General features: G+C 63.1%; 19 protein-coding genes. 12 read left to right on the top strand and 7 right to left on the bottom strand.

Features of this window, described 5'->3' with window-relative positions:
- Positions 1–55: 55 nt before the first annotated feature.
- Positions 56–196, top strand: coding sequence for an EncA/B family entericidin (locus ACWGTI_RS15045; protein WP_454574340.1), 141 nt, complete (start codon positions 56–58; stop codon positions 194–196).
- Between the two features lie 89 nt (positions 197–285).
- Here the strand turns inward: ACWGTI_RS15045 and ACWGTI_RS15040 are convergent, their stop codons facing one another.
- Positions 286–984 (bottom strand): corrinoid protein, encoded by a 699-nt coding sequence (locus tag ACWGTI_RS15040; protein ID WP_013531175.1) that lies wholly within the window; start codon positions 982–984, stop codon positions 286–288.
- A gap of 260 nt (positions 985–1,244) precedes the next feature.
- Here ACWGTI_RS15040 and ACWGTI_RS15035 point away from each other — a divergent pair, with 260 nt between their 5' ends.
- From ACWGTI_RS15035 to ACWGTI_RS15005, 7 genes are all read left to right on the top strand, one after another.
- Positions 1,245–2,819: a trimethylamine methyltransferase family protein gene (locus ACWGTI_RS15035; RefSeq protein ID WP_454587838.1), complete on the top strand. Its 1,575-nt coding sequence runs from the start codon at positions 1,245–1,247 to the stop codon at positions 2,817–2,819.
- Positions 2,820–2,908: 89 nt separating this feature from the next.
- Positions 2,909–3,592: a hypothetical protein gene (locus ACWGTI_RS15030; RefSeq protein WP_454587837.1), complete on the top strand. Its 684-nt coding sequence runs from the start codon at positions 2,909–2,911 to the stop codon at positions 3,590–3,592.
- Positions 3,593–3,701: 109 nt separating this feature from the next.
- Positions 3,702–4,433: a dienelactone hydrolase family protein gene (locus ACWGTI_RS15025; protein ID WP_454587836.1), complete on the top strand. Its 732-nt coding sequence runs from the start codon at positions 3,702–3,704 to the stop codon at positions 4,431–4,433.
- A 102-nt stretch (positions 4,434–4,535) separates the two neighbouring features.
- The gene (locus tag ACWGTI_RS15020) at positions 4,536–5,714 is read left to right on the top strand and encodes an NAD(P)/FAD-dependent oxidoreductase (RefSeq protein ID WP_454587835.1); all 1,179 of its coding nucleotides are present in this window, start codon (positions 4,536–4,538) and stop codon (positions 5,712–5,714) included.
- A gap of 79 nt (positions 5,715–5,793) precedes the next feature.
- Positions 5,794–6,354, top strand: a complete 561-nt coding sequence (locus ACWGTI_RS15015; protein ID WP_454587834.1) for an RNA polymerase sigma factor — start codon at positions 5,794–5,796, stop codon at positions 6,352–6,354.
- A gap of 2 nt (positions 6,355–6,356) precedes the next feature.
- Positions 6,357–8,492, top strand: coding sequence for a vWA domain-containing protein (locus tag ACWGTI_RS15010; RefSeq protein ID WP_454587833.1), 2,136 nt, complete (start codon positions 6,357–6,359; stop codon positions 8,490–8,492).
- 356 nt (positions 8,493–8,848) lie between these two features.
- Positions 8,849–9,037, top strand: a complete 189-nt coding sequence (locus ACWGTI_RS15005; protein WP_454587832.1) for a hypothetical protein — start codon at positions 8,849–8,851, stop codon at positions 9,035–9,037.
- Positions 9,038–9,059: 22 nt separating this feature from the next.
- On the opposite strand, the gene bmt is transcribed toward ACWGTI_RS15005, so the two are convergent.
- Both bmt and ACWGTI_RS14995 read right to left on the bottom strand, forming a co-directional pair.
- Positions 9,060–10,082, bottom strand: a complete 1,023-nt coding sequence (bmt, locus tag ACWGTI_RS15000) for a betaine--homocysteine S-methyltransferase (protein ID WP_454587831.1) — start codon at positions 10,080–10,082, stop codon at positions 9,060–9,062.
- Positions 10,083–10,198: 116 nt separating this feature from the next.
- Positions 10,199–11,056, bottom strand: coding sequence for a helix-turn-helix domain-containing protein (locus ACWGTI_RS14995; protein ID WP_454587830.1), 858 nt, complete (start codon positions 11,054–11,056; stop codon positions 10,199–10,201).
- Positions 11,057–11,286: 230 nt separating this feature from the next.
- On the opposite strand from ACWGTI_RS14995, the gene ACWGTI_RS14990 reads away from it, so the two are divergent.
- Together ACWGTI_RS14990 and ACWGTI_RS14985 are read left to right on the top strand one after the other, a co-directional pair.
- Positions 11,287–12,297: a fatty acid desaturase gene (locus ACWGTI_RS14990; RefSeq protein ID WP_454587829.1), complete on the top strand. Its 1,011-nt coding sequence runs from the start codon at positions 11,287–11,289 to the stop codon at positions 12,295–12,297.
- Between the two features lie 92 nt (positions 12,298–12,389).
- Positions 12,390–13,217 (top strand): phosphate/phosphite/phosphonate ABC transporter substrate-binding protein, encoded by an 828-nt coding sequence (locus ACWGTI_RS14985; protein ID WP_454587828.1) that lies wholly within the window; start codon positions 12,390–12,392, stop codon positions 13,215–13,217.
- Here ACWGTI_RS14985 and ACWGTI_RS14980 read toward each other — a convergent pair.
- From ACWGTI_RS14980 to ACWGTI_RS14965, 4 genes are all read right to left on the bottom strand, one after another.
- The gene (locus ACWGTI_RS14980; protein WP_454587961.1) at positions 13,182–14,489 is read right to left on the bottom strand and encodes a M24 family metallopeptidase; all 1,308 of its coding nucleotides are present in this window, start codon (positions 14,487–14,489) and stop codon (positions 13,182–13,184) included. The two genes, ACWGTI_RS14985 and ACWGTI_RS14980, sit on opposite strands and share 36 nt — an antisense overlap.
- 56 nt (positions 14,490–14,545) lie before the next feature.
- A complete protein-coding gene (locus ACWGTI_RS14975; protein WP_454587827.1) occupies positions 14,546–15,913 on the bottom strand; it encodes an ArnT family glycosyltransferase in 1,368 nt (455 codons plus the stop codon).
- A 251-nt stretch (positions 15,914–16,164) separates the two neighbouring features.
- Complete coding sequence (locus ACWGTI_RS14970) at positions 16,165–18,735, bottom strand: GcvT family protein (RefSeq protein WP_454587826.1); 2,571 nt, start codon at positions 18,733–18,735, stop codon at positions 16,165–16,167.
- A gap of 75 nt (positions 18,736–18,810) precedes the next feature.
- Positions 18,811–20,388: a trimethylamine methyltransferase family protein gene (locus ACWGTI_RS14965; protein WP_454587825.1), complete on the bottom strand. Its 1,578-nt coding sequence runs from the start codon at positions 20,386–20,388 to the stop codon at positions 18,811–18,813.
- A 271-nt stretch (positions 20,389–20,659) separates the two neighbouring features.
- Here ACWGTI_RS14965 and ACWGTI_RS14960 point away from each other — a divergent pair, with 271 nt between their 5' ends.
- Positions 20,660–21,835 carry an MFS transporter gene (locus ACWGTI_RS14960; protein WP_454587824.1) on the top strand — a complete coding sequence of 392 codons (1,176 nt, stop codon included), beginning with the start codon at positions 20,660–20,662 and terminating at the stop codon, positions 21,833–21,835.
- Positions 21,836–21,958: 123 nt separating this feature from the next.
- On the top strand, positions 21,959–24,028 hold the full coding sequence (locus tag ACWGTI_RS14955; protein ID WP_454587823.1) for a prolyl oligopeptidase family serine peptidase: 2,070 nt from the start codon (positions 21,959–21,961) through the stop codon (positions 24,026–24,028).
- Positions 24,029–24,164 lie beyond the last annotated feature (136 nt).

Raw genomic sequence — 24,164 nt, 5'->3', positions numbered from 1 at the left:
CGAAACGGCCTTCGTTGCTGTGGGGCGAATCTATCGAGAGAGGGATAAACCGTCCATGAAACTGTTACGCGTTGCGCCGATCGCAATCCTTGCTTGCGTACTGGCTCTCACGGCCTGTGCCAACACCGTCCGCGGCGTCGGCCGGGATATCAAATCGACCGCGAAAGCCATCGACGACACCGTTACCAAACCCTGACGGCTCTATCCGTTCCAATAGCTGGGAACAAAAAAGCCGCGCTGCAAGGCGCGGCTTTCGATTGTTGGCCAGACGCCTTGCTGAAAAGATCAGGCTGAAGCGCGCACGTTATGCTTGCGCTTCATGAAGTCCTTGGCGGTCTCGACCGCCACCGCCGCGTCGCGGCAATAGGCGTCTGCGCCGACGGCCTTGCCGAATTCCTCGTTGAGCGGCGCACCGCCGACCAGCACGACATAGTCGTCGCGGATGCCCTTTTCCTTCATCGTGTCGATGACGACCTTCATATAGGGCATGGTCGTGGTCAGAAGCGCCGACATGCCGATGATGTCGGGCTGGTGCTGTTCGATGGCGTCGAGATATTTCTCCACCGCATTGTTGATGCCGAGGTCGATGACATCGAAGCCGGCGCCTTCCATCATCATGCCGACGAGGTTCTTGCCGATGTCGTGGATGTCGCCCTTGACGGTGCCGATGACCATCTTGCCCTGCTTCGGCGCGCCGGTGGCGGCGAGCAGCGGACGCAGGATGAACATGCCGGCCTTCATCGCGTTGGCCGACAGCAGCACTTCGGGAACGAACAGGATGCCATCGCGAAAGTCCTCGCCGACGATGCGCATGCCTTCGACCAGCGCTTCGGTCAACACCTTGTAGGGCGCCCAGCCGCGCTCGAGCAGGATGTTGGTGCCTTCCTCGATCTCTTCCTTCAGCCCGTCATAGAGATCGTCGTGCATCTGCTGCACCAACTCGTCGTCGGAAAGCTCGGAGAGGATGATCTCGTCGTCGGACATTTTTCTCAGGCTCCTTGCCGCGCGGGATGAGATCACGGCGGCTCAAATTTATCGCGTCAATACCTAACCCGGCGGGGGCGTGTATCCATAGCTGATTTGCGACTTCCCGCAAAAGGAAAGCGACCGCAAATCTATTGGAATTCTTGTCGATTTTGCGACAGGCGTTGGCGCTGGCGGGCCGTTTCGAATAGGGTGCATGGCTACGATCCGGGCGAGAAGCCGCGATATGCGGCCGCAAACGGTTTTTAGGGAAAACGATCATGAGTGAGAACGCGTCAGTCGACCAGGAAGCGTCCAATGCGCGACGCGGGCGTGCGGCCAGCGGCGGCGCAGCCGCCAGGCGCGCGGCGCGCTCGGGTGGCGGACCGGGCACGCAGCTGACCTACATCAAGCGCAAGATCAACATCTATGAGGTGCTCAACGAGGAAGGCCTGGCGATCATCGAAAACAACACCGACACGGTGCTGGAAGAGATAGGCATCATCTTTCGCGACGATGCCGAGGCGCTGCAGCTGTGGAAAGAGGCCGGCGCCGACGTCAAGGGCGAGCGCGTGCATTTTCCCAAGGGGCTGTGCCGCTCGCTGCTCAAGACCGCGCCGCCCATCTACACCCAGCATGCGCGCAATCCAGAGCGTTCGGTGCAGATCGGCGGCAATGCCACCGTCTTCGCGCCGGTCTACGGCCCGCCCTTCGTGCGCGATCTCAACGGTGTCAGACGCTACGCAACGATCGAGGACTTCCAGAATTTCGTGAAGCTCGCCTATATGGCGCCGTCGATCCACCATTCGGGTGGCACGGTGTGCGAGCCGGTCGACGTGCCGGTCAACAAGCGCCATCTCGACATGGTCTATTCGCACATAAAATATTCCGACAAGCCGTTCATGGGCTCGGTCACCGCGCCCGAGCGGGCCGAAGACACCGTCGCCATGGCCAAGATCGTGTTCGGCGACGATTTCGTCGAAAACAACACGGTGCTGACAAGCCTGATCAACGCCAACTCGCCGATGGTGTTCGACGAAACCATGCTGGGCGCGCTGAAAGTCTATTCGCGCCACAACCAGGCCTGCATCGTCACGCCGTTCATCCTTGCCGGCGCGATGAGCCCGGTGACCGTCGCCGGCACGCTGACACAGGTTCTGGCCGAGGTGCTGGCCGGCGCCTCGTTCACGCAGCTGATCCGCCCGGGCGCGCCGGTGCTGTTCGGCACGTTCGCCTCGTCGATCTCGATGCAATCGGGCGCGCCGACCTTCGGCACGCCGGAGCCATCGCTGGTCTCCTATGGCGCCGCACAGCTGGCGCGCCGGCTCGGGCTGCCGTTCCGCACCGGCGGCTCGCTCTGCGCCTCCAAGGTTCCGGACGCGCAAGCCGCCTATGAAAGCGCCAACACGTTGAACTCGACCATTCTGGCCGGCACCAATTTCGTGCTGCATTCGGCCGGCTGGCTCGAAGGTGGGCTCGCCTCCTGCTACGAAAAATTCATGATGGACATCGACCAGCTCGGCATGCAGCAGAAATTTGCCGAAGGCGTCGACCTGTCGGAAAACGGCCAGGCGATGGACGCCATCCGCCAGGTCGGTCCTGGCAGCCACTATCTCGGCTGTGACCACACGCAGGCGAATTTCCAGACCGCCTTCTATCGCTCCAGCATCGCCGACAACAATTCCTACGAGCAGTGGCTTGCCGAGGGCGAGAAGACAGCACCCCAGCGCGCCAATGAGCTCGCCCGCCGCTGGCTGGAAAGCTACGAGGCGCCTTATCTCGATCCGTCGATCGATGAGGCGCTGAAGGATTTCATCGCCAAGAAGAAGGGGTCGATGGCCGACGCCTTCACGTGAAAGGAGCCCGAGTCAGGCGGGGCTAAAGTCGCCAACATCATCCACAAGGAAGTCTGGCGGAGCGCTTTCTCCGACCCGGACAAGAAGGGATGATTGCGCGCGGCACCGCTGACGACATAGCGGCTGCGCTTTCCGCCAACGGCCTCATCCTTCGCGGCTGTGTCACGTTCGCCGAAGGCGAGGAGGTACCCTCTGGCCTGTCACGCGCTTCCGCCAAATCAGCCCTTTTGGTCGGGCATGCGGGCGCGGCACCCTGGCAGCATTTCCTGCGCTGGCGCGAGCGGCAAGCGCAAACCATCGCCAATCCGCTCGACACCTGGTCGCGTGAAGTGATCGGAGCGGTTGCGCAGGATTTTGGAGCGCGCGCGGTGTCGCCCTCGGACAAACCCTATCTGCCGTTCCAGCAATGGGCGATGCGGGCGGAGGGGCTTAAACCGTCGCCGCTCGGCATTCTCATGCATCCGAAATACGGGCTTTGGCACGCCTATCGCGGCGCTTTGCTTTTCGAGGATGAGATCGCGGTCGAGGCGTCTCAGGCATCGATTCACCTTTGCGATGCATGTGTCGAAAAACCCTGCATGAAATCCTGTCCGGTCGACGCCTATTCGCAGGATGGCTTTGCCTATCAGTCGTGCCTCGCGCATGTGCGCGGCGCGGATGGTTCGCCTTGCCGGACCGGCGGCTGCCTCGACCGCAACGCCTGCCCCTACGGTACAGGCTATCGCTATCCCGCTGACGTTCAGGCCTTTCACATGGCGGCGTTCGTGCGCTGAGGTTCCGCGCCACCGGCAAAACGGATTTGTGAACGCGGCGGGCCTTTGATTGGCTTGCCCCACCGCCCGGCACGGATATGTATCGCGCGACAATGAGACGGAGCGGGTCATGGCCAAGCGAGATATCGAGATCGAGACTAGGGATGGCGTGGCCAAAGCGGGGCTGTTTCGGCCAGCCAGGCCGTCGAAGGCCGGCGTGATCCTCTATATGGACGCCTTCGGGCCGCGCCCCGTGCTCGATGAGATGGCGGAACGGCTGGCAGGGCACGGTTATGCCGTGCTGGTGCCGGACCTTTTCTATCGCAATGCGCCCTATGGGCCGTTCGATGCCAAGTCGGCTTTTGCCGTCGAGGAAACGAAGGTGGCGCTGATGGCGCTGGTCACCGGCACGACGCAGGACATGACCATCCGCGATAGCGGCGCGTTCCTCGATGCACTGGCTTCGGAGGGCATCAGTGGACCGATTGGTACCGTCGGCTATTGCATGGGCGGTGGCCGAGCATTGAACGCGGCGGCTACCTATCCCGACCGCATCGCCGCCGCGGCGAGCTTCCATGGCGGCAATCTGGCGAGCGACGCCGCCGACAGCCCGCACCGCAAGGCGGCCTCGATCAAGGCGCGCGTCTATGTCGGCACCGCCGGCGTCGACCGCAGCTTTCCGCCGGAACAGTCGGCGCGGCTGGCCGAAGCGCTGAGGGTGGCCGAGGTCGACCATGTCATCGAGAATTATGTCGGCTCCGGCCATGGCTGGTGTGTGCCCGATCACAATTCCTACGACGAGGCCGGCGCGGAACGCCACTGGAAGCGGCTGCTGGGGTTCTTTGCCGAAACGCTGATCTGAAGAAGCGCTGGTCACGACGTTGCCTGCGCACGCACCGAAGCGGTAGAGACGGCACACAGCGCCGTTTGCAAAGGCGGCAGTCGAGCGGGAACAGTCTTGCTGATGAAATCCTACGATGTGGTCGTGATCGGCGCAGGTGCGGCCGGAATGATGTGCGCCATCGAGGCGGGCAAGCGTGGCCGCTCGGTTCTGGTGCTCGATCACGCGTCGAAGCCCGGCGAGAAGATCCGCATCTCCGGCGGTGGCCGCTGCAATTTCACCAACATCCACACCAGCCCGAAGAATTTTCTCTCGGGCAATCCGCATTTCTGTATCTCGGCGCTCAGCCGCTACACGCAGCGCGACTTCATCGGGCTCGTCGAACGCCACGGCATCGCCTATCACGAGAAGACGCTGGGCCAGCTGTTTTGCGATGGCTCGGCGCGCCAGATCATCGATATGCTGGTCGCGGAGATGCGAGGCCGGGGTGCGGAATTGGCGCTGTCGACCGAGGTCCGGGATGTCGCCAGGACGGCGGAAGGGTTTGAGCTTTCGCTCTCCAGTAGAATGGTCGCCTGCCAATCGCTGGTGGTGGCTTGCGGCGGCAAGTCTATCCCCAAGATGGGCGCGACGGGTTTCGGCTACGAACTGGCCGCGCAATTTGGTCTCGCCGTGGTGGAGACGCGGCCGGCTCTGGTGCCGCTGACCTTCGACGCCAGGACGCTGGAGCGACTTGCGCCGCTGTCCGGCAACGCCGTCGACGCTGAAGTCGCTTGCGGCAAGACGCGGTTTTCGGAGGCAATGCTGTTTACCCATCGCGGCCTGAGCGGGCCGTCCATCCTGCAGATATCGTCCTACTGGCGCGAAGGCGACGAGATTCGCATCGCCATGCTGCCTGGACTGGATGTGGCCGAGCAACTGCGCGGGGCCCGGCGCGTCAACGGCCGGCAAGCGCTGCAGACGGTACTGGCAAACCATCTGCCGAAGCGCTTGGCGCAAGCGGTGGCCGAGCGTACGGGGATCGACGGCAATCTCGCCGATTTGACGGACCTGCAAATGAAAACCGTCGAAGCCGCGGTCAATGACTGGCGTATCAAGCCGGCCGGCTCCGAAGGCTATCGTACCGCCGAAGTGACGCTGGGCGGTGTCGATACCAGCGCGCTCGACCAGAAGACGATGCAGGCGAAATCCGTGCCGGGACTGTTTTTCATCGGCGAAGTCGTCGATGTCACCGGTTGGCTCGGCGGCTATAACTTCCAATGGGCTTGGTCGTCCGGCTGGGTGGCAGGACAAGCCGTCTAGCTTCAAAAAGCGCCTGCCTGAAAAAAATCTTTCCATAACCCCAAGGATTGGCCATTAGCCTTCGTCCAACAGGCAAATGATGGCGATGATGCTGGATGAGAGCGAAGCCTCCGACGCCGAGTTGATCGGGCGGGCGAAGGGCGGAGACAGGGGTGCCTTCGGCAAATTGCTGGAGCGGCACTATGACTTCGTCTATCGCGCCGCCTATCGCTGGTGCGGCAGGAAGGCCGATGCAGAAGACATCGCCCAGGAAGTCTGCGTCCGTCTCGGCAAGGCAATCCGCGACTATCGCGGCGGCGGCGCGTTCACGACATGGCTGTATTCCGTGACGATGAACGCGGCGCGCGACATGATGCGCAAGACCACGCGCGAAAACGTCAAGACCGAAGCCTACGGCGCCTACAGCATGATATCGGGAGAGGCATCCGCCGAACCCGAGGATCCCACTGAGGCGCTCTGGGCAGCGGTGCGGCAATTGCCGGACAAACAGCGCGATGCAGTGCTCCTGGTCTATGGCGAAGGTTTGAGCCATTCGGCCGCCGCCGAGGCGATGGCAATCTCGGAGACGACGGTTTCCTGGCACATCCATGAAGCGAAGAAACGGCTGAAGACGTTGATGCGTTCAGCCGGGGAAGTGTGACCATGGTCGACGACAACGAACTCAACAGGCTGCGCGACGCAGCAATACCGGCGCCGGGCGAGAGCGCGAAGACGCGCGCCTTCGAAGCCGCCATGCGCGCCTATGATCAGGAAAATATTTCTGCCGTCACCCAAGGATCGGCTGGCGGGCTTCGTCTCACGGAACGAGCACACAAGCTCTGGAGTGAGATCATGCAAAAGAAACTCATCGCCACGCCGGCCATTGCCGGGCTCGTCGCCCTGCCGATCGCCGGATACGCCACCTTCCATATGCTGAGGGAACAGCCGTCGCCGTTCGGCAACGACGAGAAGATCACCGAGACGCTGGCCGACAAGCCTGCGCTCAATGCGCCTGGAAAAGACAAGCAGGCGCCGGTTGCCGAGGGCGACCTGAAGAAGACCGACGCGGATGAACGAAGCCGCGACGGCGACGCGCTTGTTACACCGACCGCACCGCCGAAGACCGAGGCTCCCGCGACGGCGAACGAATCCGAGTACGGGACTTTGCAGACTTACCAGCAGGCGCCTGAGCCCGTGCCAAGCACCGAGGCCGCGCCGTCGGGTGGCAGAGTTATCATGCAAATGGCACCACCTGCGCCCGCGGCAGACGCCGCGCGGGCCAGCCGTGTCCAGGGGACCGCCGAATCCAAGCTGATAACGCCCCAGCAGCCTTCGACATTGCCGGCCGACCAGATTGCGCCGCAGGAGGAAAACCGCGACCGTGTCGAGGATTTCAAGACCAATCCGGTGCATGCAGCCCTTCAGGATCCGGTCTCGACCTTCTCGATCGATGTCGACACCGCCTCCTATTCCTTCGTGCGCAGCTCGCTGAAGCAGGGCTACCTGCCGCAGGCCGACACGGTGCGCGTCGAGGAGATGGTCAACTACTTCCCCTATGATTGGAAAGGACCGGACTCCGCGTCGACGCCGTTCAACTCGACCGTCAGCGTCATGCCGACACCGTGGAATGGGCACACCAAGCTGATGCACGTCGCCATCAAGGGGTTCGACACAAAGCCGGCCGAGCAGCCCAAGGCCAATCTGGTCTTCCTGATCGACGTCTCGGGTTCGATGGACGAGCCGGACAAGCTGCCGCTGCTCAAGTCGGCGTTCCGGCTGCTGGTCAGCAAGCTCAAGGCGGACGACACGATCTCGATCGTCACCTATGCCGGTGATGCCGGCACGGTGCTGATGCCGACGAAGGTCACCGAGAAGGACAAGATCCTCAACGCCATCGACAATCTCCAGCCGGGCGGCTCGACGGCAGGCGAGGCGGGCATCAAGGAAGCCTACAAGCTTGCCCAGCAGTCCTTCGTCAAGGAGGGTATCAACCGTGTGATGCTAGCCACAGACGGCGACTTCAATGTCGGCCAGACCGATGACGAGGACCTGAAGCGGTTGATCGAGCAGGAGCGCAAGACGGGCGTCTTCCTGTCGGTGTTCGGCTTCGGCCGCGGCAATCTGAACGACCAGATGATGCAGACCATCGCCCAGAACGGCAACGGCACCGCTGCCTATATCGACACGCTGGCCGAGGCGGAAAAGGTTCTGGTCGAGGATGCTTCCTCGACGCTGTTCACCATCGCCAAGGACGTCAAGATCCAGGTCGAGTTCAATCCGGACAAGGTCTCGGAGTACCGGCTGATCGGCTACGAAACCCGCGCCTTGAACCGCGAGGATTTCAACAATGACCGGGTCGATGCCGGCGATATCGGCTCTGGCCATTCGGTCACCGCCATCTATGAGATCACGCCGAAAGGCAGTGGCGGCGAGCAGATGGATCCGCTCCGCTACGGCCAGGCGACCGTCAACAATGGCGGCGTCGCCAATGCCGACGAATATGCCTTCGTGAAGATCCGCTACAAGCTGCCGAACGAAGACGTCTCGAAGCTGATCACCACGCCGGTGACATCGGCCAACGAGGTCGAGTCGTTCGACCAGGCCAGCACCGACCAGCGCTTCTCCGTCGCTGTCGCAGCCTTCGGCCAGAAGCTGCGCGACGAGGATGCGACCGCGAAGTTCAGCTACGACAAGATCATGGAGATTGCCACCGCCGCCCGAGGAGCCGACCCGTTTGGGTACAGGTCCGAGTTCCTTTCGCTTGTGCGCCTTGCCTCGGCGCTGGGCGGCAACCGGTAGTGGCAATAACGCCGGTTCCTTTCAGACGGGGGTCGTTCTGATACGGGGGAACCGGCTACGGGCGGGTGAGGCAGGCCGGCGGGGGAAACCCTGCCGGCCTTTTTCCGGATCCATTGAGATTCAGGTCAGGCCGGCCTGACCTCAATCTCGACAGATCCTGCGCGCCTCGAACAAAGGGGTGATGCCGGATCGTTAAATTGTGCGGCAATTCCGGAACGGGATCGCAATTTCCTCTTGTTACGAAGAGCTAATACAGGGCTTTGGGGGCCGAATTGCAGATCAGAGACATTGCGACTTCGCCAAGGGACGTTCAGTCGACCGGTTCGCAGGCGCCTTCAGCGGAATCTCGGCGCATCATGAATGATGTGGCCGCGGCTAGAACCACGGCGATGTCGGCGCTGAACAACGACCGCTTCCGCGTCATGCTTGAGCAGATCACCGATCCCGGCGCATCGGGTACGCTGATGACATTGGGCGGCGACGCGGGCGGCACCAGCACGGATTTCAAGACGGCGCTATCGCGTTACGCTGAAAATAGCGAATAATGGAAACAGCCACCGATCGATATCAGGCGCGGCTGCGACGGCGTTCGCGGCGGGCTTCGCTGGTCTCGGCGGTGTTTTCCGTCGCCACCTTGTTGCGCATCGGGCCGATGCGCTCGACGATCGCCGCAACAGTCGGACGATCCGCCTTGGTGTGTGCGTCGAGCGCCTTGCGCATGGCGGCAAGATGCTGGAACGAGGTGCCGCAGCAGCCGCCGACGATCTTGGCGCCGGCATCGACCGCCAGCCTGACATAGTCGGCCATCAGCTCCGGCGTGCCGGAATAGTGGATCTCGGTGCCGCGGAATTCCGGAATGCCACAATTGCCCTTGACGATCACCGTCGCCTCCGGCTTCGCCTCGGTCATGTCGAGCAGCGAGGCCAGGATGTCGGAAGCGCCGACACCGCAATTGGCGCCGACGCCGAGCGGTGTCTCGGAAAGTCCGTCGACGACGCCGTGGATATCCCTCGGAAGCAGCCCCATCATGGTGCGGCCGGCGGTGTCGAAGGAGCCGGTATAGGTGTAGGGCAGGCCGACGCGGATGGCGGCTTCGGCCGCGGCGCGGATTTCGTCCGGGGCCGACATGGTTTCGATCCAGGCGACTTCGGCGCCGCCTTCCTTCAGACCCTCGATCTGTTCGGCGAAGGCTGCGACCGCTTCGTCATAGGTCATGGCGCCGAGCGGCACCAGCAACTCGCCGGTCGGGCCGACCGAGCCGGCGACGATGACTTTCCTGCCGGCCTTGTCGGCGACTGCGCGGGCGATCTGTGCGGCGCGCCTGTTCAGCGCATGCACGCGGTCCTGTGCATGATGCAGCTTCAGCCGGTGGCGGGTGCCGCCGAAGGAGTTGGTCAGGATGATGTCGGCGCCGGCATCGACGAAATTCTGGTGCAGGCTGGTGATGGTGTCAGGCGCCGTCTCGTTGAGCAACTCGGGCGCTTCACCGGCCTCCAGGCCCATCGCGAACAGATTGGTGCCGGTGGCGCCGTCAGCGAGCAGCACACCCTTTTCGGCCAGCAGTGCATCGATGGGATTGGTCGCGGTCATCGGATCGGCTTTCAGATTTTCGAATGGAATAAGGATATAAAGAAGTCTTTATGTCCAGTCAATGTATTTGCGACCCCATGATTGCCGCGCGGCGCACCTTTTAGGGGCATTGGCGATCAGGCAGAACCTGATGGAAATGAGGCGCCGGCCAGATTGCGCGCGTAGCTTGCCGCCTCATGCGGGTTGATGTCGGCGGCACGGATCAGATTGTCGAAATGCCGGGTCAGCGCCTGGACCGGCTGGGTGGCGTTCAGCACCACATACATGTCGCCGACATAGATGGCGGCGCGATAGGGACCGAAGATGGTCAGCGGGATCGAATAGCGCATGCGGCCATCATAGAGAAACAGCCGGAAGGTCGGATAGAGATCGTCAAGCAGCGTCGCCATATGGGCGAGCTGCTGCCGCCGGTCTGCTTCTGGAAAACGGTCCCAGACGCCCAGGCCGCGGGCAAAAATCTCCAGCGTGTGGCGCGGCATGCAGACCTCCATATCGGTCTCCGGGCGCCGGTTGTACTCAATGCGGTACTGGGTCTCGCTGGCCTGCGCCAGACGGCTGCGGTTGGTGATGTTGGCTTCGTAGTCGACCAGTTGGCGTGTACGCAGAAGATCGGGAATGCCGGCCGGCACATAGCGGATTTTGGTGCCCGCGGCTTCCGCGAACCATTTGGCGAGCAGCGTGCGGTCGAAACCGTCGGGCGCCTCCTCGATCTCAAGGCTTTCGCGGATTTCGCCAGTGACGCCTTCGTCCTGGGAGAGGCCAAGCAGCCAGTCCAGCGAGACCTTGAACTCGGCGGCGATGTTGAGCAGCGTTTCGGCGCGCGGCAGCCGCGTCGAGGCGCCCGACATCAGTTGCGACAGCGCCGATCGATCGATGCCGACTGCTGACGCGAAGGCCGACTGGTTGAGGTCGGACCGTGTCAGGAGCAGCTTGAGACGCTCCCGAAAGATGGCTGACAGATCCCGTTTGTCCACTGTTCGTCCTCCGCGCTCTTAGAGGAAAAATTTGCGCCAGAGCCGTCGAATCAGCGCTCTAGGCGTAAATGAATCCCTAAGGTTGTTTACAATGTGTAACATGTGCGGTCAAAAATGCGCAATCGCAACATTTTGTACACTTTGTCTCGTTGAGTGGAATCGCGTCTCCTGACACAATGCTGTCAGGAACCAATTGGGGTTCCGGCGACTGAGGGACAGTGGTCGATAGCATGGCAGGCAAGAGCATCAAGCGACACAACGCAGCGGCCATCGAATGGCCAACCGTGGTCCTCGCCATCTTCTGTTACGGAATGTGGCTTGCTGTCGGGTTCCTGCTCTGGCCCTCTTACCCGATCCTGGCTCTCGCTCTCCTCGGCTTCATCCTGGCCTTGCAATCGTCGATCATGCACGAGGTGCTGCATGGCCATCCGACGCGCAGCGCGCTGATCAACGAAGCCTTCGTCTTCCTGCCGATCGGCCTGGTCTGGCCGTTCCGCCGTTTCAAGACGCTTCACCTGCGCCACCACGCCGACGAGCGCCTGACAGATCCGCTCGACGATCCCGAGAGCTATTACCAGGCGCTGTGGATGCATGACGATCTGCCGCCAGCGATGAAATTCCTGCTCAAGATCAACAACACCATGGTCGGCCGTTTCTTCCTCGGCCCCTGGCTGTCCTGCATCGGCTTCTTCATCGACGATGCCAAGCATATGATTGCCGGCGACAAGGCGATCCGAAAGGCGTGGCTGTTGCACGCCATCGGCCTCGCCATCGTACTGCCGGTCGTACAGTTCGGCTTCGGCATCCCCGTATGGCTCTACATCCTGGGGCCGGTCTGGCTCGGTCAGTCGCTGATCGCCGTCCGCACCTTCGCCGAACATCAGTGGTCCGAGCACCCTGAAGGACGCACGGTGATCATCGAGCGCTCACCGCTGTCGTTCCTGTTCCTCAACAACAATCTGCACTTCGTCCACCACAAGACCCCGACGGTGGCCTGGTACAAGCTGCCGAAGCTGTTTGCCGACTGCCGCGACGAGTGGCTGAAGATGAACAACGGCTATGCCTACCCGAACTATTTCGCGCTGATCAAAGCCTACGCCTTCAAGGCCAAGGAGCCGATCGTGCACCCGGTGCTGCGGCGCCAGGCCGAGCCGGGCAGGGCGTTCAAGCCGCGCATCAGGGCGCGTAGCGTCAGCGGGCTTGGCAGCGCGCCGGTTCCCGCCGAGCCGCCCAAGGAATAATTTCGCGCATCTGGGGACCCCGTGTCGGCCAATTCTGATTGGACGCCGCGTTTGTGCGATCCATTCTTGAGACATGATGATTGAGTGTCGGCATGAGTGAATTGGTTGCGGCTTTGCCGATGTATGACTGGCCCGAAGCGCGCGGCGAGGTCGACGCGCAATGGGCGCTGCTGCGCGATGCCTTCCGGCAAAAAGGCATCGACGCGCCGAGAACGATCGTGCGCCGCAATGGTGAGCTGCCAGCGGTGCCGGGCGGCATCCGTGATGCCGAGGGAAAGCTGATCGCGCCCGACCCGGCGACACTGCCGCCGAACGAACTCGATTTCCATAAGCTCTGGCTGCATCCGGCGCTGCTGTTTGCGCAGACCTGTTGGGGGCCGATGGAGCTCGGCCTCTCCAGCCATGTGCAGGTGGTCGGGCAGCCAAGCTACGACGCCTACGAGGGCGGGCATGGCGAACTCTATTCGAGCGCGCTGGTGATGCGGGCAGGCGAGGGGCCGGAGCTTCGCTCGCCCGCCGACGGCAAGCCCGTCATCCCGCTCGCGCTGATCCGTGGCAAGCGCTTCACCTTCAACAGCCTCGATTCCATGTCCGGCATCATCGCGCCGACTCGCGATCTGGAGGCGCTGGGCGAAAGTCTCGACATCTTTGCCTCACGCAGCGAAAGCGGCGGCCATCGCGACTCGATCGTCGCCGTTGCCGAGGGTTGGGCGGATGTCGCCGCGATCGACTGCGAAAGCTGGGCGCTGGCGCGGCGTTTCGAGCCTGCCGCACAAAAGGTGGTGGTCGTCGGCTGGACGGGAATGCGCAAAGGCTTGCCGTTCATCACTGCCAGGACGACGCCGGAAAAGACCGTCAGGGCGCTGCGGGAAGCGCTTGCCGGGCTAGCCGAGAAGCCTCGCATCCAGCGGGTAGGTTGAGAGCTTCTCATTGCCGGTCTCGGTGATCAGGATCTGTTCCTCGATCTTGACGCCTTCACGCCCGCCAAGCCGGCCGATATAGCTTTCCACGCACAGCACCATGCCCGGTTCCAGTACGCCGTCCGGCGTGTCTGAAGTCCAGTCGCTGGCATGCGGCAGGGTCGGATATTCGTCGGCCAGACCGACGCCATGATAGAGCACGCCGTAGCGGGTCGGGAAGCAGTCTCCCGGCGGCACCACGGAGCGCTCGACCAGGTCGCGGAACGAGGTGCCCGGGTGCATCAATGCGGTGTTGTGAGCGATCTGGTCGGCGGCGATGCGGAAGAGATCGCGCTGTTCGTTCGACGGCCTTGCATCGCCGCACAGCCAGGTGCGCGACAGGTCGGCGCAGAAGCCGTAGGGACCGATCAGGTCGGTGTCGAAGGCGACGAGGTCGCCTTCCTCGATGACACGCGACGAGCATTCCTGGAACCACGGATTGGTGCGCGGCCCTGACGCCAGCAGCCGGGTTTCGATCCATTCGCCGCCGCGCGCAATATTGCCGCGGTGGAGTTCGGCCCACAATTCGTTTTCGGAGATGCCCGGCTTTAGCGCGTTCTCCATCTCGCCCATTGCCGCTTCGCAAGCGACGATGGCGCGGCGCATGGCGAGGATTTCGTCGGCCGATTTGATCAGCCGCGCATTTTCCATCACCGCTTCGCCATTGCCGATGGCGATACCGAGCCGGGCGAGTTCCTCGACGCCTTCCGGGTTGATGTGGTCGACGGCGATGCGGCTGTTGCCGCCGCCATGTTCCCTGACCAGATCGGCGATGCCGACAGCCCAGCGGCGGACCTTCTGTTCGGTCAGTTCGCCGCTATAGAGATACATCCACGATACTGCCGGCCGCACATCGTCGACGACGCCGGAATGGTCGGACAGATGTTCGCAGGAGAAATAGTCGAACAGCACCACCGGTCCCTCAGTGGCGACGAAGCAGTGGCGGGTCGGGTTGTGCGCGACCCAGAGCTGCATGTTGGTCGAATCGGTGGCGTAGCGGATGTTGACGGGGTCGTAGAGCAGGGCGCCGGCATAGCCGCGGCGCTTTAGTTCAATGCGGATGCGCTCGAGCCGGTATTGGCGCATCGCGGCAAGGTCGGGCGCTGCGATGCCTGCTGCCTGCCATTCGGTCTCAGCCAGCGCGCCATAGCCCAGAACATGCTGGTTCAGCGACGCCGCCTTCTGGCGCGAGGCGTCGCGCAAGGCCGCGACCGAGCCCGGCTCGAACGGCATAATCTTGCGGTGACGACCGAACCCTTGCTTCTCCACTCGACCCCTCCCTGCCGATGCTATTGTGGTGCCGCGCCTGCCGCGGCCGCCACCTTCTTCAGCCGCGTGACCATCACTATGCGGGTGGGCGGGTCGCTGCCGAACAGCTGCGGCACAGCAAGCTGCTGCGGCGGGCCGTCCGCCACATAGCCAGCCTGATCCAGCAGCTCGAGGACGGCTTCGACATCCTCCTTGTCGTTCGTCGTGACGAGCACCGCCGGCTCTTTCAGCAACTGGCTGAAGTCCGGCAACTCTTCATCGAGGACGATGAGATCGGGATCGATGACACGCAGATTTCCTAACCAGTGCCAGCTCGATACCGTTGTGCGGACTGGTCCGTTTGCCGTCAGCTGGGCGTAAAGAGCCTTGTAGTCCATGCGCACCATGCTGCCTCGGCTGCTGCCGCCATAAAGGTGCGCGTACCAGGTCACCGGCAGCACCAGGATGGCAAGCGTTGCGCCGACAAAGACGATGACGTCCTGCCACTTCCGTCCCTTGTTGCCCCGGGCGTCCATTCGCACGGCCAATGCAACCGGCAGCAGCACAAGCACAGGAAGCATCCAGCGGTCGCGAAACTGCGTTGCGCCGCTCGCCAGGACCAACACGATGGTGATGGCGAGGGCAAAAGCGATGGTGCGCCACACCAGTTTTTCGGACCACGGCGTCGGTTGCGGACTTGGCGCGGGCCTCTTCCATGCGATGAGGAAAGCCACCGCGAATACGCCGACCGGCAGCACCGCGAAATACAGCATCGCTTTACCCAGTCCGCGCATGCCGTTGAATGCCGTTGCTATCACGCCGCTTTCCCTGGTCATGCCGAAGCCGCGGGCGTGCGACAGCAACTGGTCGGTGTGCGTCAGGCTCCAGGTGAGTGTCGGCAGGCAAAGCAGCAGCGCCACCACCACGCTGATCAAAAACTGGCGGTTAAGGATCACGCTGCGTGTTTCGCGCAGCGACAGGGTGGACAGCAGCAGCGCGCTGAGAAAAATCACATTGTTGTATTTCGACAGGATGGCGGCCGCGATGGCCACGCCGAACAAAACATAGGCTGTCAGCGATCGCCGCTGCACCAGTTCGACGAGTGCAAGAAACAGCACCACTGAAAAACAGAAGGCGGCGATGGAGTGGGTGAGGGCATGCTGCATCTCCCACACCATCTGCGGAAACAAAAGCAGGCCGAACATCGCGGCGGTGCCAGCCCGGCTGGAATAGCCCAGCCGGCGCACGGCAAGGAAGGACGACGCCAGTGCCCCGGCGATCAAGAGGTATTTCACGATCTTGAGCGCGAGGATATTCGTTCCGACCACGGCGGCGACGAGACGGGCAAGCCATGTGTAAAGCGGTGGCTGCGACCCGCCGTAGCCGGCCCAGAGATAGCGCATGTACATCAGCTGTTCGGAATCGTCGACGCCGACACCGGTTCCGACGATATGGGATGACAGCGTCATCACCGCGATCTGGACGAGGCAGTAGACCGCGAGACAGAAGAGCGCAGCGTTGAAGGGACCGACCTTGCCGTTGCAGAGCCAGTCCGTCCATTTCTCTAGATAGTGCAAGGGGATCGTCTTCTCATCGGGGGAAAAGCCTGCGGCCAGCTGCCGAAGGCCCCTTACACGATCTCACGCGCGCTGTCGTCTTTTTAGGTCCGCATCTTCTCGCCGCTCGGATCGAATGGCGCCTCGACATTAATGCGGGCCGGGCGCCTGTGTCCGAGGATTTCGATCTCGAACAGGCCGGCGCTTTCATCCTCGGCGAGTGCAGCCGGCACGTAGCCTTGCGCCATCGACTTCCGCACATGATGCGCATAGCCACCCGACGTCACCCAGCCGACCACGCGCCAGTCGCCATCGACGATGCCACGTACGGCCGAAGCGCCCTCGGCAGCCTTGGAACCGCGGACCTCCTTGCCCGCCGTGTCGAAACGCGGCGCGCCGTAACCATGCGGCTTTTCGACCGTGCCGAAATCCTTGCTGACCTTGGCCCAGATCGGCTCGTCGCCCATCACGTCGGCATCGGCCGCATCGACGATGAAAGAGACACGGCGCAGCTTTGGGCCTTCCACCTGTTCCTTGGCGGCGGCCTCGCGGCCGATGAAGTCGTTCTTCTCGAGCTTGATGAAGCGGTCCATCGAACCTTCGAACGGCCCGTAGATCGGCCGAAGCTCGCGGAACCAGGTAGGGAAGTTCTTTTCCAGGCGCATCGACAGCAGGGCGCGCATGCCGAAATCGACCAGGCCGAACTCTTCCCCGGCGTCCTTGATCGCCCTATAGACCAGGCGCTGATAGGCAGGCGCCATCCAGATCTCATAGCCGAGATCGCCGGTGTAGGTGATGCGGTTGACCATGCAGGGCGCGCCGCCGACCGCCATTTCGCGGAAGTCCATGAAGCGGAAGGCCTTGGTCGAAATGTCGACATCGACCAGCTTCTGCAAGAGGTCGCGCGATTTCGGACCGGCGATGGAGAGACCGACCAGCGTCTGGTCGAAGCGGTGGATGCGCACCGAACCGTCCTTCGGCAGGTGCTTTTCAAACCAACGCATGTGGTATTTCTGCGCGGCCGACGAACCCCAGATCATGAAGCGGTCTTCGCCGGCCTTGGCGATGGTGAAGTCGCCGATCAACTTGCCGAATTCGTTGATCATCGGCGTCAGCACGATGCGGCCGATCTTCGGCATGCGGTTGGTCATCAGGCGGTTGAGGAAATCCTCAGCCGCAGGTCCCGACACTTCGTATTTGGCAAAGTTGGCGATCTCGGTAACGCCGACACGTTCGCGCGTGGCGCGTACTTCCTCGCCGATCGGGCCGAAATCGTTGGAACGGTGGAAGGAGACGATGTCCTTCGGCTCCTTGCCCTTCGGCGCGAACCAAAGCGGCGTTTCCAGACCCCAGCTGTCGCCCATGACGGCGTTGTTGGCGAGCATGGTGTCGTAGAGCGGCGTGGTCTGCGCCGGGCGCGCTGCCGGCAATTCCTCATTGGGGAAGCGAATCGAGAAGCGGCGCGAATAGTTTTCGCGCACCTTGGCGTTGGTGTAACGCAGGCCGGCCCACTCGCCGAAGCGGGCGACATCCATGCCCCAGACGTCGAAGCCCGGGTCGCCATGCACCATCCAGTTGGACAGTGCGAGACCGACGCCGCCGCCCTGGCTGAAGCCGGCCATGACGGCGCAGGCGCACCAGAAATTGGTCAGGCCCTGCACCGGTCCGACCAGCGGGTTGCCGTCGAGCGCGAAGGTGAACGGGCCGTTGATGATCTGCTTGATGCCGGCCTTCTCGATGCCGGGGAAGTGCTTGAAGCCGATCTCCAGCGACGGTGCGATACGGTCGAGGTCTGGCGGCAAGAGTTCATGGCCGAAATCCCACGGCGTGTTGACCGGCGACCACGGCTTGCAGGCCTTTTCATAAGTGCCGAGCAGGATGCCGTTGCGCTCCTGGCGGGTGTAGATCTCGCCCTTGAAGTCGAGCACGCCGATCATCTCGCGTCCGGTCGACTTGTTGAACTCCTCGACCTCCGGCATCGGCTCGGTGAGCAGGTACATATGCTCCATCGCCAGCACCGGCAGTTCGACGCCGACCATGCGGCCTATCTCGCGCGCCCACAGGCCGCCGCAATTGACGACATGCTCGGCATGAACCGTGCCCTGTTCGGTGACAACGTTCCAGGTGCCGTCGGGCTGCTGCGTGAGATCTACGACGCGGTTGCGCAGCACGATCTCGGCGCCGAGTTTCTTGGCCGCTTTGGAGTAGGCGATGGTGGTGCCGGACGGGTCGAGATGGCCTTCGACCGGATCCCACATGGCGCCGACGAAATTCGTCTCGTCCATCAGGGGAAACATCGCCTTGGCTTCGGAGGGCGTGATCAGCTCGGTGTCCATGCCGAGATAGCGGCCCTTGGCGTGGGCCAGGCGAAGAAAATCCATGCGCTCGGGCGTATCGGCCATCATCACACCACCGGTCAAATGCAGCGAGCAGGATTGGCCGGAGATCTCCTCGATCTCCTTGTACAGCTGGACTGTGTAGGCCTGCAGCTTGGCGACGTTCGGGTCGCCGTTCAGCGTGTGGAAGCCGCCCGCCGCATGCCAGGACGAGCCGGAGGTGAGCTCCGAGCGCTCGATCAGCATGATGTCGGTCCAGCCGGCCTTGGCCAGATGGTAGAGCACCGAACAGCCGACGACGCCGCCACCGATGACAACCGCTTTTACGTGAGATTTCATAAAGGTAGATCCGTTTTTGGGTAAATTGAATCAGGTGTTGGCCAGCGGCGTGACGAACGCTGCGCTCTGTGTCGTTCAGAAATCGGTCGGTGCGCCGCCTTCGGACGTGCGCTTTTCGACGAAGTCGTTTAGTTCTTCGCGGATCGCCGGGTCCATATAGGGTTCCTCGTAGGACGCCAGCCGTTCCTTCCAGACCTTGTTGGCCTTTTCCAGTGCGGTCGGCGAGCCGGCTTCCGCCCAGGTCTCGAAATTGCGCCAGTCGGAGAGGATGGGCGAGTAGAAGGCGGTTTTGTAGCGGTCCTGCGTGTGCTGGGTGCCGAAGAAATGGCCGCCGGGGCCGACCGACTGGATGGCGTCGAAGCCGAGCGCCTCGTCGGAGAGGTCGAGCGGGGTCAGGAATTCTGCCACCATCTGCAACAGGTCGATGTCCAGGATGGTCTTTTCGTAGGAGCAGCGCAGGCCGCCTTCCAGCCAGCCGGCGCCGTGCATCATCAGATTGCCGCCGCCCTGGATGGCGCCCCACAAAGAGAACACGCTTTCATAGGCGGCCTGGGCGTCCACCGTGTTGGCTGCGCAGGTGTTGGAGGTGCGGTAGGGGATCTTGTAGCGGCGGGCAAGCTGGCCGCCGACCAGCTGTGCCTTCATGTATTCGGGCGTGCCGAAGGCCGGCGAACCGGACTTCATGTCGACATTGGAGGTGAAGCCGCCATAGCCAACCGGCGCGCCTTTTTTCACCATCTGCGCAAAGGCTATGCCCGACAGCGCCTCGGCATTCTGCTGCACCAGCGCGCCGGCAATGGTCACCGGCGCCATGGCGCCGGACAGGGTGAAGGGCGTGACGACGACGACCTGGCCCTTGCTCGACATCTGGATGATGCCTTCCATCATCGGCACGTCGAGCTTCAGCGGTGAATTGGTGTTGATGATGGTGAAGACGGACGGCTCTTCCAGCATCTGCTCGTGGCTGATGCCGCGCGCGATCCTGGCGATCTCGATGCCGTCGACATTGCGCTCCTTGCCGAGCGAATAGATGTGGAACACCTTGTCGGTCAGCGTGGCGAGGTCGCGGATGCATTCGAGATGGCGCACCGACGGGTGGATGTCGGTCGGCTCGACCGGATAGCCGCCGGTGCAGTTCAGGATGTTGTGCATCTGCGCCAGGCGCAGGAAGTTGCGGTAGTCGGCCTGGTTGCCCGGGCGGCGGCCGCGGTCGAGGTCGGAGCAGTTCGGCGCCGAGGCCATCATCGACAGGATCACATTGTTGCCGCCGAAGCGGACATTGTGCGCCGGGTTGCGAGCATGCAGCGTAAATTCTGACGGGCAATTCGAGATCAGATCGAGGATCATGTCGCTGTCGAAACGCACCCGCTCGCTGCCCGCGGTCACGTCAGCGCCATTTTCCTTCATGATGCGACGCGCTTCGTCGTGCAGCACGTCGACGCCGATCTCCCTCAAGACGCGCAGCGAGGCGAGGTGGATCGATTCCAGCTCGTCGTCGGAGACCAGCTTGGTCGGCGTCAGCGGGTTTCTCAGCTGCCGGAAAGCCGGCTGCTCGAAGGCGGCCGAGCCGCCGGCGCGCTTGCCCGCGCGGCCACCGCGACGGGCGCGGTCGGTTGCCAAAGGCGGTTCGGCTGGGTGCAGGGCAGCGGTCATGATGGTCCTCGTACAATGCTTGTAGCGGGCGGCATAATGGACCGGCTGACATCCGGCTATTGCGGAGGCGGCGACCACTAGGACGAGGGAAGCGACATGATCGAAGGGCAGTCTGCGACAGCTGACAAGCCTGACGGAACAGGCTGACAGGACGCGCCCACTGGGCCGCTTGGCGCAAGGGGATTTCGTCCGCGGCTCTTCCTTTCCCAGAAACGAACCGCTAGCTCAGTGGTTTGCCGCTGGTGGGTCGGCAATTCACTGGAAAGGCAGCATGGCCGCGACCGAGTCGAGCGAGGGCGAAGCGGCGACGCAATGGGCGGCGCTTGCCGGCGTCACCGCGGCACTTGCCATGTTCGGCGCCGCGCAAGGCTTAAGCTATCCGCTGTTCACGCTTTTGATGCAGCGGCAGGGCATGTCGCCGGCGTTGATTGGCCTTTCCGCCGCTATGATGCCGGTCGGCCTGATCCTGTCGGCGTCCTTCGTGCCGGCGGCGGTGCGGCAGTTCGGCGCCCGCAACCTCGCTGTCGGCTGTTCGCTGATCGGGGCGCTGTGCTTTCTGGGGATCGGCTATTTGCAGGACTGGGTCGCCTGGTTCGTCATCCGCTTTCTCGTCGGCGTGGTCATCAACCCGCTCTATGTGCTTGGCGAAGTGTGGGCGCTGTCGCTGGCGCCGCCGTCGCGGCGCGGGCGGGTGATGGGTGTGTTCAATGCGCTGATGGGCGCCGGCTACGCAGCGGGGCCGCTCATCCTGATCACCGTCGGCGCCTCGGGATGGCCACCCTTCATTGCCGCGATAGCAGGCTTTGGGCTCTGCGCGCTGATCCTGCGCGCGGTGTCGTCGAAGCTGACCGGCTTCGAGGATGACGGTCAGCCCGCCAGCGGCCTTTTCGGCTTTGCCATGTTGGCGCCGGCACTGCTGCTGGCGGTGCTGGTTTCGGCGGCGGTGCAGCAGAGCACTTATTCGCTGATCCCGGTCTTCGGCGCCGGCTATTCGCTTCCCGAGGCAAAGCTCGCGGCGCTGGTGATGGCGCTGTCGGCCGGCAACATCCTTCTGCAGATTCCGCTCGGGCTGATGGCCGAACGCTTCGGCGGCCGGGCGATGATCGTCTTTTGCGCGCTGGCGACGGCGGCGTGTGCGTTGTCGCTGCCGGTGCTGATCACCACGCCGCTGGTGTGGCCGGTGCAGGTGGTGATGGGCGCGGTCGGCTACGGCGTCTACACGATGGCGCTGGTCGAACTCGGCAGCCGCTTCAAGGGAACGGTGCTGGTCGCCGGCAACGCCGCCTTCGCGCTGATGTGGGGCGCCGGTGGCATTGTCGGGCCACCTGGTGCCGGTGCGTTGATGCAGGTCATCGGTCCGCTCGGCCTGCCTGTCGTCATCGCCGGCCTCGATGCGCTGCTGGTGAGCTTTGCGCTCTACCGATCCTTCAAGCGCCAAAACGCCTGACTGGCTTTCCCAGGGACAGGGCTTACTCCCGTCGGTGCTAATGACCTTCCGTCACCATCTTGAATAAAACCGCCTGGGACGCGATGTAGGCAGGGCCGCCCGCCAATAGCTTGGAGACCATGCGTGACCCAATCGACGACAAAACGCCAGACGGATGCCGCTGCGGACGATAGTTTCCTCTGGCTGGAGGACCGCACCAGCAACGAGTCGCTCGACTGGGTGCACCGCCAGAACGAGGTGACGGTGGGCGAGTTGCAGGGCGACCCGTCCTACCAGGCGGAGTTCGAGACCGCGCTCGACCTGATGACGGCCGAAGACAACATTGCGGTCGGCGCTGCGCTCAACGGCCATGTCTATAATTTCTGGCAGGACAAGACCAATGTGCTCGGCCTCTGGCGCCGCACGACGGTCGCCTCCTACAAGACCGAGAAGCCGGACTGGGAAACGATCATCGACTTCGACGTGCTGTCGGCCAGGGAGGGTGTGAAGTGGGTGTTCAGCGGCGCCAGCCGTCTCTATCCCGATTTCAACCTTTGCCTGGTGGCGATGTCGCCGGATGGCGGCGATGCCAGCGAAATGCGCGAGTTCGACATTGAGGCCAGATCCTTCGTCGAGGGCGGCTTCCAGGCTCCCGCCTCCAAGTCCGGCTTTTCCTGGCTGGACAAGGACACCGTCCTTGTCTCGGCCGCCTTCGAGGAAGTGGACAAGACCCAGTCCGGCTATCCGCGGGTCGTCAAGCTGTGGAGGCGCGGCACCCGCCTGGAAGACGCGACGCCGATCTTCGAGGCGGAGAAGCAGGATCTCGCGGCCGGTGTCGGGGTCGAATATGACGGCGACAGACAGTATTTATTTCTGGCCCGCGCGATCGCCTTCTTTTCTTCGCACAGCTTCCTGCGCCTGCCATCGGGCGAGAACCGGCGCATCCCGCTGCCGGACGATGTTACCGACACCGCACTGTTCAAGGGCCGGTTTGTGTTCAGCGTTCGCAGCCCGTGGACCGCACCCGACGGCACCGAGTGCCAACCTGACGGGCTCTATTCCCTGGATTTCGAACGCTGGATCGACACCGGCGATTTGGGACCTGTAGAAACCATGCTCGAGCCGGCGCATCGCGTGTCCATCGCCGGCATTGCCCGCACGCAGGACCGGCTGTTCATCAACCTGATGGACAATGTGCGCGGCAAGGTCATCGTCGCCGAGCGCATTGGGAAAGGCTGGTCGCTCAAGCCGGTGGCGTTGCCCGAAAACGGCAATGTCGGGATCGCCCATGCCGAGCATTTCGGCTCCAGCGTTTCCTTCTCCTTCACCGATTTCCTGACGCCGAGCTCGATCATCTGGTCGGACGACGATGGCGAGACGCTGGCCACTGTGAAGTCGCAGCCGGCGCGTTTCGATGCAGCGCCGCTGATTTCCGAACAGTTCGAGGCGCGTTCGAAGGACGGCACGATGGTCCCGTACTTCGTCGTCAGGCGGCGGGACCAGGAAGGTCCGGTGCCGACGCTGCTCTACGGCTATGGCGGCTTCGAAGTGCCGCTGCTGCCCGGCTATGCCGGCGTGCGCGGCAGGCTGTGGCTGGAAAAGGGCAATGCCTATGTGCAGGCCTGCATCCGCGGCGGCGGCGAGTTCGGACCGGCCTGGCACCAGGCGGCACTGAAAGGCAACCGCCAGAATGCCTTCGACGATTTCGCCGCGGTGGCGCAGGATGTCGTCAAGCGCGGCATCGCAACGGCCGGCTCGCTCGGCATCCAGGGCGGTTCGAATGGTGGTCTGCTGACCGGCGTGTCTCTGACCCAGCATCCCGAGTTGTTCGGCGCCGTCATCATCGAGGTGCCGCTGCTCGACATGCTGCGCTACACCGAACTGCCGCCCGGCGCCTCGTGGATGGGCGAATATGGCGACCCGTCGCAACCGGAAGAGGCCAAGTGGCTGGGCGCCTACTCGCCCTACCAGCATGTATCGGGCGATGCCGCCTATCCGCCGGTGCTGTTGACGACGTCGACCGCGGACGATCGCGTCCATCCCGGCCATGCCCGCAAGATGGCGGCGCGATTGCAGGAAGCCGGCCACGGCAGGACGCTGTTCTTCGAGGAGACCGAGGGCGGCCATGGCGGGCGCGGCGATCGCCGGCCGCAGGCGGCGCAAACGGCGATGAAATACGTCTTCCTGCAAAGGGCGCTGTCCGCCAAAGCCTAGACGGATCCCCTCGTGGGCCAAGCAAAGGGTGGTTCACCTCGACCAGCCTTTGCTCTAAGGTGCGGCCATGGCTCTTGTCAGGATCTTGGTCAGCGCCTTTGGGGCTCGCGTATTTCGGATCGCGGTGACACCGTCA

This window comes from Mesorhizobium sp. ArgA1 (assembly GCF_053714375.1).
This window is presented reverse-complemented; position numbering and strand designations above follow the sequence as displayed.

Bases quoted from the DNA above. Each gene is read 5' to 3' on its own strand.
- ACWGTI_RS14975 (WP_454587827.1), bottom strand. From the start codon at position 15,913: ATGTACATGCGCTATCTCTGGGCCGGCTACGGCGGGTCGCAGCCACCG.
- ACWGTI_RS14965 (WP_454587825.1), bottom strand. From the start codon at position 20,388: ATGACCGCTGCCCTGCACCCAGCCGAACCGCCTTTGGCAACCGACCGC.
- ACWGTI_RS15030 (WP_454587837.1), top strand. From the start codon at position 2,909: ATGATTGCGCGCGGCACCGCTGACGACATAGCGGCTGCGCTTTCCGCC.
- ACWGTI_RS14970 (WP_454587826.1), bottom strand. From the start codon at position 18,735: ATGAAATCTCACGTAAAAGCGGTTGTCATCGGTGGCGGCGTCGTCGGC.
- ACWGTI_RS15035 (WP_454587838.1), top strand. From the start codon at position 1,245: ATGAGTGAGAACGCGTCAGTCGACCAGGAAGCGTCCAATGCGCGACGC.
- ACWGTI_RS14985 (WP_454587828.1), top strand. From the start codon at position 12,390: ATGAGTGAATTGGTTGCGGCTTTGCCGATGTATGACTGGCCCGAAGCG.
- ACWGTI_RS15025 (WP_454587836.1), top strand. From the start codon at position 3,702: ATGGCCAAGCGAGATATCGAGATCGAGACTAGGGATGGCGTGGCCAAA.
- ACWGTI_RS14980 (WP_454587961.1), bottom strand. From the start codon at position 14,489: ATGCCGTTCGAGCCGGGCTCGGTCGCGGCCTTGCGCGACGCCTCGCGC.
- ACWGTI_RS15020 (WP_454587835.1), top strand. From the start codon at position 4,536: ATGAAATCCTACGATGTGGTCGTGATCGGCGCAGGTGCGGCCGGAATG.
- ACWGTI_RS14960 (WP_454587824.1), top strand. From the start codon at position 20,660: ATGGCCGCGACCGAGTCGAGCGAGGGCGAAGCGGCGACGCAATGGGCG.
- ACWGTI_RS15040 (WP_013531175.1), bottom strand. From the start codon at position 984: ATGTCCGACGACGAGATCATCCTCTCCGAGCTTTCCGACGACGAGTTG.
- ACWGTI_RS15005 (WP_454587832.1), top strand. From the start codon at position 8,849: ATGAATGATGTGGCCGCGGCTAGAACCACGGCGATGTCGGCGCTGAAC.
- bmt (WP_454587831.1), bottom strand. From the start codon at position 10,082: ATGACCGCGACCAATCCCATCGATGCACTGCTGGCCGAAAAGGGTGTG.
- ACWGTI_RS15015 (WP_454587834.1), top strand. From the start codon at position 5,794: ATGGCGATGATGCTGGATGAGAGCGAAGCCTCCGACGCCGAGTTGATC.
- ACWGTI_RS15045 (WP_454574340.1), top strand. From the start codon at position 56: ATGAAACTGTTACGCGTTGCGCCGATCGCAATCCTTGCTTGCGTACTG.
- ACWGTI_RS15010 (WP_454587833.1), top strand. From the start codon at position 6,357: ATGGTCGACGACAACGAACTCAACAGGCTGCGCGACGCAGCAATACCG.
- ACWGTI_RS14990 (WP_454587829.1), top strand. From the start codon at position 11,287: ATGGCAGGCAAGAGCATCAAGCGACACAACGCAGCGGCCATCGAATGG.